This window comes from Providencia sp. PROV189 (assembly GCF_028480065.1).
Lineage (GTDB): Bacteria > Pseudomonadota > Gammaproteobacteria > Enterobacterales > Enterobacteriaceae > Providencia > Providencia stuartii.
The window spans coordinates 257,973-276,321 of sequence record NZ_JAMPOG010000005.1 but is presented as its reverse complement, the minus strand read 5'-3'; the positions used below and the strand labels follow the sequence as shown (position 1 = coordinate 276,321).

16 protein-coding genes and 1 riboswitch are annotated in these 18,349 nt (G+C 39.0%); of the genes, 5 read left to right on the top strand and 11 right to left on the bottom strand.

Translation table 11 applies throughout. The features are described 5' to 3' along the window. Positions 1 to 405: 405 nt before the first annotated feature. A complete protein-coding gene (gene metK / locus PR833_RS05265; protein ID WP_004921998.1) occupies positions 406 to 1,560 on the top strand; it encodes a methionine adenosyltransferase in 1,155 nt (384 codons plus the stop codon). Positions 1,561 to 2,004: 444 nt separating this feature from the next. Here the strand turns inward: metK and PR833_RS05260 are convergent, their stop codons facing one another. The 6 genes from PR833_RS05260 to PR833_RS05235 form a co-directional block, all read right to left on the bottom strand. Beyond that, positions 2,005 to 2,919 carry a LysR family transcriptional regulator gene (locus PR833_RS05260; RefSeq protein ID WP_004922001.1) on the bottom strand — a complete coding sequence of 305 codons (915 nt, stop codon included), beginning with the start codon at positions 2,917 to 2,919 and terminating at the stop codon, positions 2,005 to 2,007. Between the two features lie 307 nt (positions 2,920 to 3,226). Further along, positions 3,227 to 4,906: a glycosyl hydrolase family 18 protein gene (locus tag PR833_RS05255; protein ID WP_061063804.1), complete on the bottom strand. Its 1,680-nt coding sequence runs from the start codon at positions 4,904 to 4,906 to the stop codon at positions 3,227 to 3,229. 67 nt (positions 4,907 to 4,973) lie between these two features. After that, positions 4,974 to 5,585 (bottom strand): lytic polysaccharide monooxygenase, encoded by a 612-nt coding sequence (locus PR833_RS05250; RefSeq protein ID WP_004922007.1) that lies wholly within the window; start codon positions 5,583 to 5,585, stop codon positions 4,974 to 4,976. 268 nt (positions 5,586 to 5,853) lie between these two features. After that, on the bottom strand, positions 5,854 to 6,261 hold the full coding sequence (locus PR833_RS05245; RefSeq protein ID WP_272525943.1) for a DUF6691 family protein: 408 nt from the start codon (positions 6,259 to 6,261) through the stop codon (positions 5,854 to 5,856). Positions 6,262 to 6,265: 4 nt separating this feature from the next. After that, entirely contained in the window at positions 6,266 to 6,703 is a 438-nt protein-coding gene (locus PR833_RS05240; RefSeq protein ID WP_272525950.1) for a YeeE/YedE family protein, read from the bottom strand. Between the two features lie 2 nt (positions 6,704 to 6,705). Next, the gene (locus tag PR833_RS05235; protein WP_040133352.1) at positions 6,706 to 7,032 is read right to left on the bottom strand and encodes an ArsR/SmtB family transcription factor; all 327 of its coding nucleotides are present in this window, start codon (positions 7,030 to 7,032) and stop codon (positions 6,706 to 6,708) included. Between the two features lie 106 nt (positions 7,033 to 7,138). On the opposite strand from PR833_RS05235, the gene PR833_RS05230 reads away from it, so the two are divergent. Continuing rightward, positions 7,139 to 7,672 carry a SprT family zinc-dependent metalloprotease gene (locus tag PR833_RS05230; protein ID WP_141173165.1) on the top strand — a complete coding sequence of 178 codons (534 nt, stop codon included), beginning with the start codon at positions 7,139 to 7,141 and terminating at the stop codon, positions 7,670 to 7,672. A gap of 29 nt (positions 7,673 to 7,701) precedes the next feature. On the opposite strand, the gene PR833_RS05225 is transcribed toward PR833_RS05230, so the two are convergent. After that, positions 7,702 to 8,772: a magnesium transporter gene (locus PR833_RS05225; RefSeq protein ID WP_004922030.1), complete on the bottom strand. Its 1,071-nt coding sequence runs from the start codon at positions 8,770 to 8,772 to the stop codon at positions 7,702 to 7,704. Between the two features lie 74 nt (positions 8,773 to 8,846). Then, a riboswitch (M-box (ykoK) riboswitch) is annotated at positions 8,847 to 9,018 on the bottom strand. 615 nt (positions 9,019 to 9,633) lie between these two features. On the opposite strand from PR833_RS05225, the gene PR833_RS05220 reads away from it, so the two are divergent. After that, positions 9,634 to 9,870 carry a HEAT repeat domain-containing protein gene (locus PR833_RS05220; protein ID WP_004922032.1) on the top strand — a complete coding sequence of 79 codons (237 nt, stop codon included), beginning with the start codon at positions 9,634 to 9,636 and terminating at the stop codon, positions 9,868 to 9,870. Between the two features lie 148 nt (positions 9,871 to 10,018). On the opposite strand, the gene hcr is transcribed toward PR833_RS05220, so the two are convergent. Together hcr and hcp are read right to left on the bottom strand one after the other, a co-directional pair. Then, positions 10,019 to 11,023, bottom strand: a complete 1,005-nt coding sequence (gene hcr / locus PR833_RS05215; RefSeq protein WP_060560862.1) for an NADH oxidoreductase — start codon at positions 11,021 to 11,023, stop codon at positions 10,019 to 10,021. Between the two features lie 46 nt (positions 11,024 to 11,069). Then, positions 11,070 to 12,722: a hydroxylamine reductase gene (hcp, locus tag PR833_RS05210; protein WP_014656429.1), complete on the bottom strand. Its 1,653-nt coding sequence runs from the start codon at positions 12,720 to 12,722 to the stop codon at positions 11,070 to 11,072. Between the two features lie 318 nt (positions 12,723 to 13,040). Between hcp and PR833_RS05205 the strand changes: the two genes are divergently transcribed. Both PR833_RS05205 and clcA read left to right on the top strand, forming a co-directional pair. Beyond that, positions 13,041 to 14,138, top strand: coding sequence for a porin (locus PR833_RS05205; RefSeq protein ID WP_014656430.1), 1,098 nt, complete (start codon positions 13,041 to 13,043; stop codon positions 14,136 to 14,138). A 404-nt stretch (positions 14,139 to 14,542) separates the two neighbouring features. Beyond that, a complete protein-coding gene (gene clcA, locus PR833_RS05200; RefSeq protein WP_036941215.1) occupies positions 14,543 to 15,943 on the top strand; it encodes a H(+)/Cl(-) exchange transporter ClcA in 1,401 nt (466 codons plus the stop codon). Between the two features lie 59 nt (positions 15,944 to 16,002). Here clcA and tehB read toward each other — a convergent pair whose 3' ends face one another. Both tehB and PR833_RS05190 read right to left on the bottom strand, forming a co-directional pair. Further along, positions 16,003 to 16,890: an SAM-dependent methyltransferase TehB gene (gene tehB / locus PR833_RS05195; protein WP_004922049.1), complete on the bottom strand. Its 888-nt coding sequence runs from the start codon at positions 16,888 to 16,890 to the stop codon at positions 16,003 to 16,005. Between the two features lie 113 nt (positions 16,891 to 17,003). Beyond that, positions 17,004 to 18,083 carry a linear amide C-N hydrolase gene (locus PR833_RS05190; protein ID WP_004922053.1) on the bottom strand — a complete coding sequence of 360 codons (1,080 nt, stop codon included), beginning with the start codon at positions 18,081 to 18,083 and terminating at the stop codon, positions 17,004 to 17,006. Positions 18,084 to 18,349: the final 266 nt, after the last annotated feature.

The window sequence follows — 18,349 nt, the reverse complement described above, 5'->3', positions numbered from 1 at the left end:
AAGTAAACGCCAAAAACACGCGGCGATCCGCATTTAGCTGCTGATTACTGTTATTCAGTAGATTATGGATCATTACCCATTAACCCCCAATATAACTGTTTAATCTTTATCAATAGCGAGAAAGATAAACACTCCTGATAGATAGCAGGCACATTGTACGCCTACTGGTATATAACGGAACATTTTTAACTAACCGTCACGGTCGCTGTTTATACATTGATTAGGCAGAAATTGCAAAACGTTATTGGCTTAATAGAAATAAAATTTGTAAGGCTCGTCTTTTTACTTATTGTTTTTCTGTCAAACGTAAAAACAGGTAGCACTTTTTTTGTTAAAACATTAAAATAGACGTCTAGATGTTAAAACATCCAATTACAATCAGCGAATTCTTAAGGTATTAATCTCATGGCTACACATCTCTTTACTTCTGAGTCTGTATCGGAAGGGCATCCTGATAAAATTGCCGATCAAATCTCTGATGCGGTTCTTGATGCGATTCTTGAGCAAGATCCAAAAGCTCGCGTTGCTTGCGAGACCTATGTCAAGACAGGTATGGTGATGGTCGGGGGAGAAATCACCACCAGTGCTTGGGTTGATATTGAAGAGATCACACGTAAAACCGTTCGCGAAATTGGTTATACCAGCTCTGACATGGGTTTTGATGCAAACTCGTGTGCGGTTTTAAGTGCGATTGGTAAACAATCACCTGATATCAACCAAGGTGTTGACCGCGCAGACCCATTAGAACAAGGGGCTGGCGACCAAGGTATTATGTTCGGTTATGCGACAAACGAAACTGACGTTCTGATGCCTGCACCAATTACTTATGCTCACCGTCTGGTACAGCGCCAAGCAGAAGTTCGTAAAAATGGCACTCTGCCATGGTTACGTCCAGATGCCAAAAGCCAAGTCACTTTCCAATATGACAACAACGAAATTGTTGGCATTGATGCGGTTGTTTTATCCACACAGCACGCAGAAGATATTAAACAGCAAGATTTACATGAAGCTGTAATGGAAGAAATTATTAAACCTGTTCTTCCAGCAGAGTGGTTAGTGCCAACAACAAAATATTTTATCAACCCAACAGGTCGCTTTGTTATCGGTGGACCAATGGGCGACTGTGGTTTAACTGGTCGTAAAATCATCGTTGATACCTATGGCGGCATGGCTCGTCACGGTGGCGGTGCATTCTCCGGTAAAGATCCTTCTAAAGTAGACCGCTCAGCGGCTTATGCTGCTCGCTATGTTGCCAAAAACATTGTTGCAGCCGGCTTAGCTGATCGCTGTGAAATCCAAGTCTCCTATGCAATTGGTGTTGCAGAGCCAACTTCAATCATGGTTGAAACATTTGGTACAGGTAAAGTCCCAGAAGCGCAACTGGTTCTGTTAGTGCGTGAATTCTTTGATTTACGCCCATACGGCTTGATTCAAATGCTGGATTTACTACATCCAATTTACCAACAAACGGCTTCTTACGGGCATTTCGGTCGTTCTCAATTTCCTTGGGAAAAAACAGACAAAGCCGCTATTTTACGTGAAGCTGCTGGCCTAAAATAATTAGCCAAACCAATAAGCCCCACACTGTGGGGTTTATTTCTTTATTCATCCTCTATCTTATTTCCTCGCTTAAATTCATTTTTAGAACTCCTTGAGCAAAAGTACAATTCTCCTAAACTAATTGGGCTAAAGAATATAATCATCACGTTTGGGCCTTATCATACCTATAGAATAAGTATTGCCATGTAATAATTTTTATATTAGCAATGATTCGCACTTAGAAACGCATATCTCATATTTATTTCATAGTGGAAAGAGATAAGTGGTTATAAAGACCAGTTAAAGGCGGTAGTGTCTATAGAGAAAACGTTTATTTACTATGGAATAATAAACGTAATGAAATCGTAGAAGAAGCCAACCCTAGATATATTAGGTATTTTTATAACTAGGGTAGCTCAGCGTCATCCAAGCCTACAATATGCAAGATATTATGTATGCTTTCTATTATACCGTAGATAAATTTTCAATAAAACTTGATGTATCAATCTTCTTTATTAATCGCTCTTTCCACCAAGAGAAATTACCACCTTGACTTGATGGATGCCAAGCTAGCCAAATAAATTGATCATCTTTAGGGATCTCTACCGGAACAATGACTAATTCTTGGTTCTTTAACTCTTTTTTAATATGTGAAGGACAAATAAACCCATACCCTATTCCTCGCTTAATTAAGACTAATTTACTTTCTAAATCGCAAACCAATATTTGCCTTCCTAATATGACTTCTTTTTCTCTATTAATTGATAGCTCATGGCTACTATCTGCAATTTCAACGTGGATATCGTTTATTAACTGATTTCTCGTTATTATCGTTTTTTGTGAAGCGAATGGATGTGATGGGGAAACACAAAGGGCAAAACTAAGTTTTCCTAGTAGCTGGGTTCTTACCTTTATGTTTTCAGGGATCCCCCCAAGAGCAATAATAAAATCTGCTCTATTTTCTTTTAATGCATCCCAAGCCCCTGTCATTGCTTCTCTTAGGATTGAAATATGAACATCACCATTTGCCTTAATATAATCACGAATATCTTGAACAAAGATATCTAGCGGTAGAAATTTTTCAACCACAATACGAATTTGGTTATCAAATGTTGGAATATTTCTCACTCTATTTTCGAGATCTTGCACTGCATTTAAGATCCATGCCCCCTCCTGTAATAAAAATTCCCCCTCCTTAGTTAAACGAATTACAGGTCCATTACGGTGAAAAAGCTTAACTTTCAATCGACTTTCTATATTTAATACTTGATAGGAAATCGCAGACGGTGTTTTATGCAATACATCTGCCGCTGTTGAAAAAGAACCTGTTTTTTTGATAGTGCTTATTATATTAATTGCATCCACGGATAATCTAGTCATATAAGCTCCTAATTAATTTAAATAGCTAATACAATGATTTCAGCGCATTAATATTTAGTCGACTTCATATATAGAACTATCATAATGTTGTTCATAAACAATCAAGAAACATCCTAATCTACTAACTTAATAGTCATTAATTTTCTTAGTAGATATATAATTAATAAATAGAATTAAAATAAAAGTCATTGGTAATATAAAATAATAGATCTTATAGAAGTATATCTTTATGAAAAACAGCGCTCACTTAACGCTGGATAATTATAGAGGGAAATAGACTCCCTCTATAATAAATATTAATATCAATTTATTTAGCAAGACTATTACCTAAACTCGAATTCATGCTATTTAAAATATCACCATTATCCGCATCAATTTCCCATGCAAATAATCCTCCAAGTTTGTTCTCTAACACATACTTCCCTTTTGCTTGCACTGAACGTTGATCGTCAAAGGTAATCAGATCCCCTGTTGATGCTTTAAATACATAGGGCGCTTCTGCGACTTCATCATAGCTATATACCCATTGTCCGCTCATATACTGATTTTTGATTTGGCGATAATCAACAACTCCATTTTCCCATGTCCCTGCAACTGGGCCTGTCGCTTTCCCTGTAAATGGATTACCGTTGGTATAGCCATTCACCCCCGTCCATCCACGCCCATACATCGCTGCACCTACCACGATTTTCGCGGGATCAACCCCTTGATTCAATAAAGCATTTACCCCATTAACCGTTGTATATTCCGTATCTGGACGCCAACTGGAGGCATTAAGTGCGGTTTGGTAGCCAAGTGTATTTAAATCAAATGCACCATAAAAGTCGTAGCTCATCATAAAAAAGTGATCAACCGATTTTTGTACCTGCCCAAAATCGACTTTATCTATTTTGGCTTTCGCGGCACTAATAGCTGATGTTAATTGATATTCGCGCCCGGTTTCTTTCTCTAATTCATCCAACATCGCGCGAAGCTCTTGCATCAACAATAAATAAGTTTCACCATCTTTATCTGACGCTAATGTGGTGCTGGCTCCATTTGCACCAGGATATTCCCAATCGATATCAACACCATCGAAGAATTTCCATGTCAACAAAAACTCTTTGACAGACGTTACAAATTTGTCTCGTTTGGTTTTATCCTTCATTGCATAAAATGGATCTGATAATGTCCATCCACCAACAGAAGGTAATATTTTCAAATGGGGATAGGCTTGCTTTATTGCCATTAACTGCCCAAAGTTACCTTTATATGACAATGAAGTTCCTGTTTGAGAGACATTAATTGCAGCCCAAGGATCATGAATAGTCACTTTATAGTCATCCCTACCTGTACATGACTTCTGCAATGACTCAAAACTACCTTCAATTTGCTTTAAGCTATCATTAATTCCATTTCCGCCGCATATAGGAATAAAAGCATACAAAATATGAGTAAGATTTTGTGCCGGTATTTTATCGGCAGAAAATTTCCGTCCATATATTCCCCATTCAACAAAATATGCAGCAACGACTTTTCCTGAGTCTTGCTTGTAAGCTTGGTTATTTTCTAAAAGTTGCGTTTGCAACGGAGCAAAATGACTTCCATCTGTATCTTGGACTGTAATTTCAACCACATCACTAAAATTACATTCGTCGCCATTGCATAGTGCAACCTTCAATTTATACTTCCCGCCTTTAGATATTGAAAGGCTTGCTTGACCTGAAGAGCTGGTTGAAGGACCACTCCATACCTCTTGGTCATTCAAATACACTTTTGCCGTAGTTCCATAATCTCCATACCATAAATCCCAGGAGACATTAAAAGTAGCCGCCTCTTTTCTCGTCACTAATAATTCATATTTATCCTCATTAGGGTTAATTTCAACAATGCTATAGGTGTTATCCATCCATTGAATTGTGGGCTTTCCGGGCAACGCTGCATATGCAAACTGAGTAGCACAATGACCGATAAGTGCTGCTAGCATTAACTTATTTAGTCTAAACATGTTTTACCCCTTAATGTGTTAAGGAATACGGGATATTTTATTGAGTTCAACAATTAATCGTTCGATATTAATCGCTGATATTGACATCACTAACTTGGTAGAATGCATTTGACGTATCATAAACATCCCACACCGCAAGGATGACATGATAGCCAGAGCGATCTTTCGGCACATCACACTCGATTTCTGTGACGACTGGTGGTCTAACGCCATTTTCATATTTGACACAGAAAGGCGTTAAATCAAAAGAATCGCGTGTGAGTGGCTGTGATGGGTCCCAATCAGGCTTAGTGATAAAATACCGCCAGCTATCGGTAGAATGCACAACGGTTAAATACCAAGCAAAGGTATTTTTCCCTGTTTTAAGCTCACTTTTTACCCACCGGGTCGGCGACTGTTCATCCATTTCAGAGTGAGCTGCTATCGCAGCACTGGCAATGACTCCATCAGCCGGACCAGCCTCAGGGAATCCTTTTGGTGCTTCAAAACTATGTGGGTCATAAGGTACTTGATTGCCACAGCCCGTATTTTTTAATTCAGTGGTATTACGCACCGAACATAAATAAGCACGACTTGGTGGCTCTGTTGTATAACCATGTGCTAGGGCAAACTGAGAAACGCCTAGTAATAGCGATCCTAAACAGCTTAAGGATATAAGATGCTTAAATTGATTTTTCATAATGCACCTCTTTATTCACTTTATAATAAATGTTTTTTAAACAGTGCGATTAATAGCCATCACACGGTTCATTTATATTATTATCAGTTTAAAAGCGTTTTTTATGAATAAATCAACGAGCTAAATTAAATATTTATCATGATAAGTATTTTTTTAAATATGAATAGATATATTTTTATATGAAAATAGAAAAGCAGAAATGTTATTTAATAGATATCACTAATCTTTAATAAAAAATTCAGCCCCTTTAAATTTGGGGCTGACGCTATTATTTTTTGAATAATTGAAAAACAGACATGCCCGCAATCATGGCTAATGTAAAAATGATCCCTTGTGTTAACCCCATCCCCGTTAATAGCAATGCAGGCCCAGGACAAATACCGGCTAATCCCCAGCCAAGTCCAAATAACACACTCCCTATCACTAGAGGCTTATCAATTTTTTGATTCGTCGGGATCTGCATAGGGCATTTTAATACACTAGCTTGACGTTTTTTGGCGAAGGAAAATGCAATTGCACTGATCACCATCGCCACTGCCATAGTGACTAATAAAGAAGGATCCCAATTACCCGTAATATTTAAGAAGCTAAGAATTTTAGCCGGATTTCCCATCCCCGCTAATAATAGCCCCAAGCCAAATAATAAACCTGAGATTAATGCGATAATAACTGGCATAACTTTATCCTCTTAATCCCAATAAATTTATAACCGCTACCGTCGCAAATGCCACTAACATAAAAGTGATAACCGCAACTATCGAACGCCGAGAAAACCTCGCCATACCACAAATTCCGTGACCACTTGTACAGCCACTCCCTAATCGCGTACCAAAGCCGACGAATAAACCGGCGAGGATAAGGATAGGGGTGTTCGTCGTGATCGACACTTCCGGTGAAAAGAAAAAGAGCGTAAATAAAGCAGGAGCCGCCATAATCCCGAGCACAAATGCCACCTTCCAAGCGGTATCCCCTGCAATCGGTTTTAAAACGCCACTTAAAATACCGCTGATACCAGCAATTCTGCCATTAAAAAGAAGTAATAGGGAAACTGCCGCGCCAATTAATAAGCCCCCCATCGCAGCTGACCAAGGGGTAAAATTAGCCCAATCAATAGACATCATTATTTCTCCTGAACCGGACAATAAAGTTGGTAAAGTGTATTCAGTAACGTGAAGAGCTTTTCATCGGCAATCGCATAATAAATTCGTTTACCTTCACGACGTGTCGTCACGAGCCCTTCATGACGCAATACCGTTAGTTGTTGAGAAAGGGTTGGTTGCTGTATGCCCAGCGACGTTTCAAGATCGCTCACACACGCCTCACCTTGCGTTAACTGGCATAACAGAAGTAATCGATCCGGATTACCTAATGTTTTCAGCAATGATGACGTTTGTGTTGCAGCCTGCTTCATCGCCAAAAGCAATTGGTTTGTAGAGTCCTCGCTCATAAATCCTCCCAATAAATACATTATCATAAAATATAATATATATTTTTATATAATGATAGCCAATAATGCTTGTTTCCTCATATCGGCTTATATTATGCTTAGTTATATGAAAACCGTTCGAATCCCCATTTATCTTCAACAAAAAGCCATGCGCATGCTGAGGGCAAAACTGAATTTAGCCCAACAAAAGCTGGAACAAATCTTTCCAGAACCAACACTTAACTATAAGCAGCGAGGAACAACAGCAGGGAGTGCCTACTTAAAAGAGTGGGAAATTCGTTTAAATGCTGTCTTACTGATTGAAAATGGTGATAGCTTCATTAATGAGGTGATCCCTCATGAGTTGGCTCATCTATTAGTGTATCAAGTCTTTGGCCGTAAAGGTATTGCTCCCCATGGCAAAGAGTGGAAGTGGATGATGGAACACGTTTTAGACGTTCCCGCAAAACGTACACATCGCTTTGAAGTCACGTCCGTCAAAAGTCGCACTTTTACCTACCATTGTGCGTGTTCCACAACACACGAATTAACCATTAGAAGACATAATAAAATTGTCAGAGGGGAGAATCAGTATTTGTGCCGAAAATGTGGGGAGGTTTTAAAACAGAATGAGTGGGTGAATGCGGCAGATGTTGAATAACACTGCCGCATCAAGTCGATGGTGTGTCTTTAGGCGAACTCCGTCATTACCAATTTGGCAATTTCGAAGTAAATAATTAGACCCGTTCCATCAATGAAGGTTGCAATAAACGGCGCAGATACTACTGCGGGGTCAACTTTTAATTTCTTCAATACCATTGGGATAATCGAAGAAACAATTGCACTCCACATGGTGATAGCAACAATAGTTAGACTTACTACAATCGTCACTTCAGCGCCCACACCCAGTATCCATGCCCTAATCAAAGCAGCTGCACCAATAGTCACGGCCACTAAGAAAGAGGTTGATACTTCTTTTTTCAATACCGCGCCCAAATTACGTAGGCTCACTTCCCCTAGCGCCATCGCCCTGACAAGGGTTGAAGTGATTTGCGTTCCACTATTCCCGCCCGTTCCAATCAATAATGGAATAAAGAAGGCCAGAGAAATCGCAGCTTCTAATTGCTCTTCAAAGGCTTTTAATACTGTACCGGTATAAGCTTCCGCAACAAATAGCATTAATAGCCATACGACACGTTTACGCCATAACGTAATAGGACTGGTTGCTAAATAAGGCTCTTCAAGTGGTGTAGTCGCCCCTTGAAGTTGTGCGTCTAACGTATTCTCATCTTCAATTAATTCAGCAATATCTTGAGGACGTAATACCCCCATCAATTTGCCAAATTGAACAACGGGTATCATATCCAAACCACTATGGTTGATCAGATCATAAACATCATGACGTGATTGATCAGGCGCCACTGAAAAGTAGTTGTGTCTCATAATATCGGATACAAGCAACCCTTCATCCGCCGCTAATAGCGATTTGACTGAAAGAATACCATTTAAATAATTTTCCTGATCAACAACAAATAAATACGTTGGGATCTGCTCACCGTCTAAGTGTTCGATCAAATTCTTTTTCACGCAAGCAACAGAATCCGCAATAGAAACAGGCAAATAAGATTGGCTCATATATGCGCTGACAGTTGCGTCATCAATTTTTGGTTGCTGAGTGTTGTTGTTATTCAGGCGTGCGCCTTTCATTGCGGACTGAGCAATTGCTACAGATCCCGCTTTGTTCTGGGTAGTGAAAGTCATTTTTTTAGTCCCTAGTTACTGTTGTTTACTCAAACAGTACTCACATAGGGGCGAAACCAGATGAGAGAATGCGGTGGCTATCTCTACGTCTCGGTTTTAGCACTATACAACGTATCCAACTTACATTGGAAGTTACATGGGGATATACCTTCGTTCGATATATCCTGTCCTGATCTTGGGCGTCTCTCGACGTCGTCAGATCAGTAACCTGTGTTTGTATAGGAGCCTCGCCTAACGAGATACTGCACTTTTGATGCGACGCGAATTATAACCATAAGATTATTAATTACCACCCCGAAAATAGCGTTAATAACACATGTTGATTATCTTGTTTAGGTTTTGTTTAAGTTGATGTATGACAACAATTCGTCGCGTTACTAAATGTAACCAAGCATGTATTAATATTTTATTCACTGTTCAAAATACGCTGCTTTTGACTTATTTTTTACACGTGAATAAAAAACGTAGTTACCCGATTAATAAATTTATAACGCAATGACAAAAAAGGAAAATTACTTGATTTTATCTAATTTATTTTATCTTTCATCCTAAGGTAAAAGAATAATATTGAATATATTAATTTGCATTATTATAATTTTTTGAATAATCTATACTATATAAAACAAACCCGCCAAACAGGTAAATTATTTTATTTCTGTCACATCTTATTTAATTTTAATCAACCATCATAAAAAACGTCTTAATAAGAGAATGCACTTAATGCATTATTTAATTCGAAAAAAGTCTCAGCTTATTAGTATTTCAAAATAAAAATACATAATCACATATTAATTTAGTGGTTAATATATTTATTTTTATTTTAAAATACCGCAAGGTTAATTAAAGAGTGAAGTTTTAATTATGGACAGAACCATTGTCGGTATGCTGACAAATCTAACATTTCGAGTGAATGATGAGATAAAAATCGCCGCTATATCAGCGTTAGGAGATTATAAAGCAACTATTGAACACCAAGAAGCTATTGTTCGTATTATCAATCTTTGCCAAGATCCAAATAAAGAGATTGCAGTATCAGCTATCAACACATTAAGTAAATTATCCGTTTATTTTATACCTGAAGGATATACACTTAAATAAACTCGTTTAATGTGTTATATCGATATTCAGTTACCTTTTATTATATAATAACTTACAACCAATTACGTATTTTTGTTTAATAAATAATACATAGGTCACTGTCTCATTACTTAGCCACTATAATGAGACAGTTCATTGATGAGGTCACTTACGCTATTTCTGTATCACCTTGTAATTGGCAGCTACAAGCCAAGACATAACCGGCCGCAATCTCTTCTTCTGTCAATGTCATGGTACTGCTCGTCGTATAATTGCCTGAGAGTACTTTTGTTTTACAGCTACCACAAACACCAGCACGGCAAGCCGCAATGACTGGCTGTTTATTTTGTTCTAAAGCCGACAGCAACGACGTTCCGACAGGAACTTTAAAATCGACCAAACGGTGGCGTATTTTTAATGTCACTACGTCTTCACTTTCAACCGGCTCCGGCTCTAGCGAAAAACGTTCCATAAAGAAATGATCAGCAGGTACACCTAGGCTTTTAGCGAATTGCTGAGCATTCTTCATATAAGGTGTAGGCCCACAAGTCATGACCACTCTAGCGCTAATATCCGGCACCAAGGCAGAAAGTTTCTCAAGGGTTAATCGCCCTTCTGCGACGCCACCATTATCTGGCGTTTCCGCCATAATGCACAGTTGTAATCGAGATGGATATCGCTCAATCAACCGATCCCATTCATCCGCAAAAATGACTTGTTGGCTATCACGCACGTTAAACAAAACTTTGACATCCGCCTGAGGCCGATTAGCCATCAACCAACGCACCATCGACATAATTGGCGTCACACCACAGCCAGCGGCTAACATCAGATATTGGTTACTATTGAGCTCTGCACAGGTAAACTCCCCCTGAGCGTCAGAAAGCCAGAGATAATCACCGGGTTTTACTGCCCCCGTTAACCAGCATGATCCTGTGCCTTGTTCTAAGCGTCTTACCGTAATCGTGATAAAACGGCTTTGCCCAGGTGTCGATGAAATCGTATAAGCTCTCATGATTTCATCGCTGTTTTTAATACTAACAAGTGCATATTGACCGGGTGAATATGTATAAAAGTCGTGATTGATTAAATTAATCGTCCATACATCGGAGGTTTCTTGATGAATAGAATGTATTTGCATTCTATTTGGACATAAACTACTCGGCATTGTCATCCTATCACTCCAATTGGGGGGAAATATCCCCCCTTCACTCTTAATATTAAGCAGGCAGAATTTCAGCTAGATCTTGTTCAACTGTTGTAATGCTACGCATACCAAATTTTTCGTTCAGCACATTTAATAAGTTTTCAGTTAAGAAACCAGGTGCTGTTGGGCCGGTATAAATATTTTTAACGCCCAGCGACAACAGCGTCAGTAAAATAACAATCGCTTTTTGTTCAAACCAAGACAGAATCAAGCTCAATGGTAAATCATTAACGCCACAACCTAATTTTTCGGCTAAGTTCACTGCAAGCATGATTGCTGAATAAGCATCATTACACTGACCCACATCTAGTAGACGAGGCAAGCCTTCCAATGTACCAAAGTCTAATTTATTGAAACGATATTTACCGCATGCCAACGTGAGAATTAAGCAGTCTTCCGGTACACTGCGAGCGAAATCCGTATAATAACTACGCTCACCACGGCTACCATCACAACCCCCTACTAAAAATACGTGACGTAATTTTTTCTGTGAAACTAAATCAATTACGGTATCAGCGGCACTCAATAATGTTTGACGACCAAAACCAACCGTAATTTTGTGTTCAATTTCTGTATATGGGAAGCCATTCATTGATAGAGCTTGATTGATCATTTCAGAAAAATCATCTCCCGTTAAATGTTTCGCTCCAGGCCAACCCACGATACTGCGAGTCCAAATACGATCTTTATACTGACCGACATCAGGGTCGATAATACAGTTTGAAGTCATCAGCACAGGACCCGGAAATTTCGCGAATTCCGTTTGCTGATTTTGCCAACCACTACCATAGTTACCAACAAGGTGTGAATATTTTTTAAGTTCAGGGTAACCGTGAGCAGGTAACATCTCACCGTGAGTATAAATATTAATCCCCGTTCCTTCCGTTTGTTCTAACAACATTTTCAAATCTTTCAGGTCATGGCCTGAAATAAGAATACATTTACCAGCAACAGGGCGAACATTGACCTCTGTTGGCACAGGGTGACCAAACTCCCCTGTTTCACCTGCATCTAGAATTTCCATGACTTTGAAATTCATTTGGCCAATCGCCATCGCGTTATCAAGCAGTTCATTCATATCCGCTGGTAATGTACCGAGCCACGCCATGATTTGATGATATTGACGATAAATCTCATTATCATATTGGCCCAATACATGAGCATGCTCCATATAAGCGGCAGCACCTTTTAGCCCATATAAGCAAAGCATGCGTAAGCCATGAATATCATCACCCACTTGTGCTTTATCAATATCAAGTGCGAACGCTTCGGCTTGTTTTTGCAAGGTCGCAATATCGTTACCATTTAATTGGATATTAATCAGGGGGTGATTAAACACAATGGCACTATTTTTAGCTTGGCATTGCTTGATTAATTTATCACGCAGATAAATCGCTTCACGTGCATAGCCAATAATACGCTCTGAATCAAAGTTAACGTTTGTCAGTGTTGAGAAAAAAGCTCGAGGAGCAAAGCTATCGACATCGTGGTCAATAATTCCCAATTCACGGGCCGTAACTGCACTCGCCGACAGACTTTGTAGTACAGCCACTAATAAATCTTGCAGGTCAGACGTTTCCGCCGTTTTACCGCACATACCCTGCGCGTATGCACAGCCATTGCCAGCTGGAGTTCTAATTGTTTGTTCACATTGCACACAGTACATGTTCATTGCCTCATAAGTTGCATTTTGAATACAACATTAAGATTAAACCTTTTTCGATAATAAGAAAGCGGATTTAAAGCTTATCTGATGCTTTATTGATCTATATTAATGTTTTTAGTAAATGAGAACTATTTGCATCTATCTCACTAATAAAATAAGGAAAATTAGCCTTATGACAGTATCCTTAAGATAAATAGTTTCATTTTTGCTCGAATTAGTACTTGCTAAATTTGATTTGTTAACTTGATAATACCCGCGCTTAATTTGTTAGGTACAAAAAGATTTCACTTAGTTAGTAAATGGCTTAAAGGATTTTTTATGAAGAAAAAGACTATTCTTGCAGTGACTATCTGCACATTATTCGCGGCGGGTGTTACCAATGCTGCTGAGGTTTATAACAAAGATGGCAATAAACTGGATGTTTACGGTCAAATTGATGTTCGCCACTATTTTGCCGATGCAAAAAGCGGGGAAGATGGGGATGATTCACGAGTCCGTTTAGGGTTTAAAGGTGACACGCAAATTACAGACCAGTTAATTGGTTTTGGTCGTTTTGAGTGGGAAACGTCGACCAATAAAGCGGAAACCAGTAATGATAACCAAAATCGTTTAGCGTACGCTGGATTAAAATTTGCAGACTACGGCTCACTTGATTACGGTCGTAATTATGGTGTGATTTATGATACCAATGCTTGGACAGACGTATTGCCACTTTGGGGTGCTGATACCATGGATCAAGAAGATACCTTCATGATGGGCCGTAACCGCAATTTACTAACTTATCGTAATAACAATGGTTTTGGTTATATTGATGGTTTAAGCTTCGCTCTACAGTACCAAGGTAAAAATGGCGATCAAAATAAATCAACCGGCTCAAGCGCATTAGATAACAATGGTGATGGCTACGGTTTTTCTACCGCTTATGAATTAGGTTGGGGTCTCTCAATTGGTGGCGGTTATTCAAATTCATCGCGTACGCCAAGCCAGAATAATATTAAAACGGGAGCAACAGGAAAACGCGCCGAAGCTTGGAACCTTGGCAGTAAATTAGAACTTGATGAGTTATATTTAGCCGCGATGTATGGGCAAACACTCAACACAACCCGATTTGGCGATGATGACGCTGAGGCGATTGCCAACAAAACAGAAAATCTTGAACTAGTTGCATTGTATTCGTTCGATTTTGGCCTGACACCCTCCATTGGCTATAACCAATCTAAAGGTAAAAACCTAGGTAATTATGGCAATAAAGACTTAGTGAAGTATATTGCAGTTGGTGCATCCTACGATTTCAACAAGAATATGGCCGCTGTCATTGATTACAAAATCAATTTATTAAAAGATAACCAATTCACCGATGACTATGGTATCAATACAGACAATGTGCTTGGCTTAGGTTTAATTTACCAATTTTAAATCTATTTAAGTAATTCACCCCCATTATGGTTTTCATAGTGGGGTGAATTCCATCATACGCAATTATCCCCAAACGTCCTGTCATTCCCCGACTTAAATATTAACTTACCGATTATTTTATTAACAAATCTAATAAACTTTAGCGCATATCCCTTATTATTTACTTAAACTAGCTTACTTTATACAGATATTATAAATGATTACACATTTATGACTTATTAATTTCACTTTAATTAAATAACGTCATATTCCAATAATTAAAAAAAGTAAAGTCTTACGTTTTATTTGCTTTGTTTATTAAATAAAATACCTGACAATAAAATTGTGGTATGGTTTGACATACTGCTTGTCATACTAAAATTACAATAAGTTGCTATACATCACTAATAGAGAGTCATAAAAAGATGTCTGAACAAAGTTCAATGAGTCAATCCGCAATGAAATATCGTTTCGGAATACTCAGACGATTAAAAGAATCTAATAAGACCCCATTTGGCATATTGCTTTTATCCGCGGTCATTGGTGCATTTGTTGGCTTGGTGGGAACCTTATTTGAACTAGGCACAACATGGGTGAGCAACTATCGAAGCAGTTCTGTTAATGAACTTATTACCGACAAATGGCTACTTATTCCTGCTATGTTTGCAGTATCTGCAATATTAGCGATGATAGGCTATTATCTCGTCAAGAAAATCTCACCAGAGTCAGGGGGATCAGGGATACCTGAAATTGAAGGCGCATTACAAGACCTACGCCCTGTACGATGGTGGCGCGTTATCCCCGTTAAATTTTTTGGTGGATTAGGTGCATTAGGCTCTGGAATGGTGCTAGGCCGCGAAGGCCCAACAGTACAGCTCGGCGCCAATATCAGCCAAATGTTTTATGATATTTTTCGTATTAAAGATAATGAATCACGTCATACGTTATTAGCTGCGGGTGCAGCAGCGGGGCTATCAACGGCGTTCAATGCCCCACTGGCAGGTATCTTATTTATTATTGAAGAGATGCGTCCACAGTTTAAATATAGCTTAATATCCATAAAAGCGGTGTTTATTGGTTCAATTACCTCTACCATTGTCTACCAATTAATCAGTGGTCAAGCCGCCATCTTAAATATTGGACAATTTTCATCTGCCCCCTTAAATACATTATGGCTTTATTTAATTTTAGGAATGCTATTTGGGGTGATTGGTATTTGCTTTAACCGCTTTTTGCTTTATCTACAAACGAAATTCCTCGCATTTTATCAAAATAAAGTTTCTCGTTTTGTATTAATGGGAGGCCTAATCGGTGGATGCTGTGGTGCTATTGGTGTTTATACTCCTGAAGTTGTTGGAGGCGGTTTTTCTGTGATCCACCAAATGGTAGCAGGAAGTTTTACTGTATCGGTCTTAATACTGTTTTTTGCCCTACGCTTCCTCACATCCACTATCAGCTTTAGCTCTGGTGCCCCCGGTGGTATTTTCTCTCCACTACTCGCTTTAGGTACGCTTTTCGGTGGCATTTACGGTTACTGCGTGTTAGAGCTTTTTCCGGATTACCACATTGAAGTGGGCACTTTTGCTATTGCGGGTATGGGCGCTTTATTTGCCGCGACAGTCAGAGCGCCGCTAACGGGGTTAGTGTTAGTACTCGAAATGACCAGTAACTACCAACTTATTTTACCTATGATTATTACCTGTCTAGGCGCGACCATGGTAGCGCAATTTTTAGGTGGTAGACCACTTTACTCGGTTTTATTAGAAAGAACATTGCAAAGAAGTGCGCAAGAAAAATCAGCAGAGCAAACCAAAGCGGCGAGCTAAGCTTAATCAACCAGCGGGATGTTTTACGCATCCCGCAATTGTCTTAACCTAATCAAACACTACCGCTTTTTGGCAATTAATGTCGCAAAATTAAGTTTTATACGGTTACCTTGCGCATCCGTTCTATGCAGATGACCAGGATTTTCATTATATTTTAAAATCTCCCAGTCTTTGTAATATTCATGCAACTCCCCTGCTTTGAGAAAGCATTTGAATGGGATCAAATCTAAAGGAGCATCTGGCGTTTCAGCAGCACATACGATCACATTAATACCACCCGGTAATGTGTGTGCTTGCATGTTAGCAATAACATCCGCAATACGTTCACGCTGCAAAAACATTAATACAACGGTAGAGATGATTAAATCATAATCGTCTTTGATTTGATGGCTATTAATATCATAAATCGCAGTTTTAATATTCTCTATACCAGCTTGTTTTTTGACAAATTCAATGGCCTGAATATGTTGTGGGTTAATATCTACCGCTGTCACGTCATAACCTTGCAATGCAAGATAGAAGCTATTGCGTCCACGTCCTGATCCTAAATCTAACGTTTTACATGGCTGAGACAGGTTATTTTCACACAAAAATCTCACTTCCGAATGTGGGATAGTTAAGCCATATTCTTTATAGAATTTGATATCGGGATGACATAAAAAGGAGAGTTGGCACTGCATATCATCGCTGCAATCCGAAATTCGATGCCAAACTTGAGGCTCAATAATCGGTGGTTGGTTATTAATATCAAATGTAAATTTTTGCTCGCTACCGTCTTCTGAAAAAATAACAAAATCGAGTGTTCCTTTTAGTACTCGAAGTTGTGCATAGGTATCTTCTTTCGTGTTATGGCGCTCTTGAAACATCAGAGGAAGAGAGGCTTTATCCCACACAGGCATAGTCTTATAACAAACTAACTCGCTCATATCATCACCTTTAAGTTGCATATTAAATACATCTTATAACTTTATTAATCGACCTGCAAAGGTTTCATAAGATGATGTTTGGTAGCTTGATCAGAATCAACCTTCTGGAAAACCAGAAGGTTGATAGCGGAAGATTAATAACCCAGTTGTTTTGCTGATAAACCTAAAAACTCAAAAGGCTCACTCTCTACATACTCATTGGTCGCATCGCCAGAAAAAATATGACTCTGCTCAGCACCGAGGGTCAGTTTTTTCACCTTGCCCGTTTCAGCAGAGAAATCAATCTTCTTAAGGTTAGTCCAAAAGATATTTGGGGTTAGAGCGGATTCGAAGAAATAGAGTTGACGTTTATGATCAACTAGAGTCCGCCAGCGAGTCGAGGAAATTTCAGGTGAGTTTTCTGTGGTTAATCCATAAGGAACAGACACATTACGAATAACGCCGAACACACTGGCAACGGCTTTATTTGGTGTTGTCTGTTGTGGGATAGCATTAATATAAAATTGTGCACGTGCAAACCGATCCGCTGAGCGGTTTGTGCCCGGCAACATAACCGTACCACCTATTCCTTGCCAATATTCCTGCATAGCTAATTGCTTTTCATAAATAGGTGAATTTGTCATGACTTGATATTGGCGACTGTGGTGGATAACTTGCTTACCATTAATGTATTCAACAATCGCACTATCACCACTCGCATCTGACAATGATAAATGCAAAGTGGCTAAACGGTCTTGCCCGGGTACGTTATCGGTCATAACCAATAACGGTGTTTTCTCTAATGCTTCTACTGCTTCAGCCACCGTCGCAAAGTTATCAAGCATATATTGGGCCCATAATGAGATAGAGAGCGCTGGCTGCTTATCATTCGCTGGCGGGTATTGTGATTCTGCAAGCCATAATAAATTAGCCACTAAACCTTTTTCATTCACCCCATCGGTCGTTGAAATATCATAGCCTGATGCAATCACACTACCGTATTTTGACGTCCATTTTAGGGAGTTAGGCCCAGCGATACCCTCTCTCTTCATTCCTCGCGGAAATATCCATAAATTAGTCCCAATATCATATTTCCAGTCCATCGTCCTCGCTGTCATGGTTTGCTGATCTTCACCTAAATACACGACGCGCGTACATGCTTGAGTGACAACTGAGGGAACATAAACTGCGGCCGCGGTGAGTAGTGCAACCATGCTTTTCTTAACAAACGACATCTGACCTCCTAGAAACAAAGAGTTACCGCCAATAGACTTTACACATCGTCAAACAGTGATGGACTGAATAAATAAAATGTATCAACTTGGCTCAATTAACATGTTCATATTCATCATAAAATTGAAAATATAATTTGATGATAAAAGTATAGAAGAATTATGAGCTATGCGCAGGACGAATCAACCTTTTGAAACATTCAATAACAATTAAAGGCTATTTAGCTTCAAAAAATACATTCATTAATGTGAGGATATATTCGACTTTG

Bases quoted from the DNA above. Each gene is read 5' to 3' on its own strand.
- PR833_RS05220 (WP_004922032.1), top strand. From the start codon at position 9,634: ATGGACAGAACCATTGTCGGTATGCTGACAAATCTAACATTTCGAGTG.
- PR833_RS05205 (WP_014656430.1), top strand. From the start codon at position 13,041: ATGAAGAAAAAGACTATTCTTGCAGTGACTATCTGCACATTATTCGCG.
- PR833_RS05245 (WP_272525943.1), bottom strand. From the start codon at position 6,261: ATGCCAGTTATTATCGCATTAATCTCAGGTTTATTATTTGGCTTGGGG.
- PR833_RS05190 (WP_004922053.1), bottom strand. From the start codon at position 18,083: ATGTCGTTTGTTAAGAAAAGCATGGTTGCACTACTCACCGCGGCCGCA.
- PR833_RS05230 (WP_141173165.1), top strand. From the start codon at position 7,139: ATGAAAACCGTTCGAATCCCCATTTATCTTCAACAAAAAGCCATGCGC.
- PR833_RS05260 (WP_004922001.1), bottom strand. From the start codon at position 2,919: ATGACTAGATTATCCGTGGATGCAATTAATATAATAAGCACTATCAAA.
- metK (WP_004921998.1), top strand. From the start codon at position 406: ATGGCTACACATCTCTTTACTTCTGAGTCTGTATCGGAAGGGCATCCT.
- PR833_RS05235 (WP_040133352.1), bottom strand. From the start codon at position 7,032: ATGAGCGAGGACTCTACAAACCAATTGCTTTTGGCGATGAAGCAGGCT.
- PR833_RS05255 (WP_061063804.1), bottom strand. From the start codon at position 4,906: ATGTTTAGACTAAATAAGTTAATGCTAGCAGCACTTATCGGTCATTGT.
- tehB (WP_004922049.1), bottom strand. From the start codon at position 16,890: ATGCAACTTAAAGGTGATGATATGAGCGAGTTAGTTTGTTATAAGACT.
- PR833_RS05250 (WP_004922007.1), bottom strand. From the start codon at position 5,585: ATGAAAAATCAATTTAAGCATCTTATATCCTTAAGCTGTTTAGGATCG.
- hcp (WP_014656429.1), bottom strand. From the start codon at position 12,722: ATGTACTGTGTGCAATGTGAACAAACAATTAGAACTCCAGCTGGCAAT.
- hcr (WP_060560862.1), bottom strand. From the start codon at position 11,023: ATGACAATGCCGAGTAGTTTATGTCCAAATAGAATGCAAATACATTCT.
- PR833_RS05240 (WP_272525950.1), bottom strand. From the start codon at position 6,703: ATGTCTATTGATTGGGCTAATTTTACCCCTTGGTCAGCTGCGATGGGG.
- PR833_RS05225 (WP_004922030.1), bottom strand. From the start codon at position 8,772: ATGACTTTCACTACCCAGAACAAAGCGGGATCTGTAGCAATTGCTCAG.
- clcA (WP_036941215.1), top strand. From the start codon at position 14,543: ATGTCTGAACAAAGTTCAATGAGTCAATCCGCAATGAAATATCGTTTC.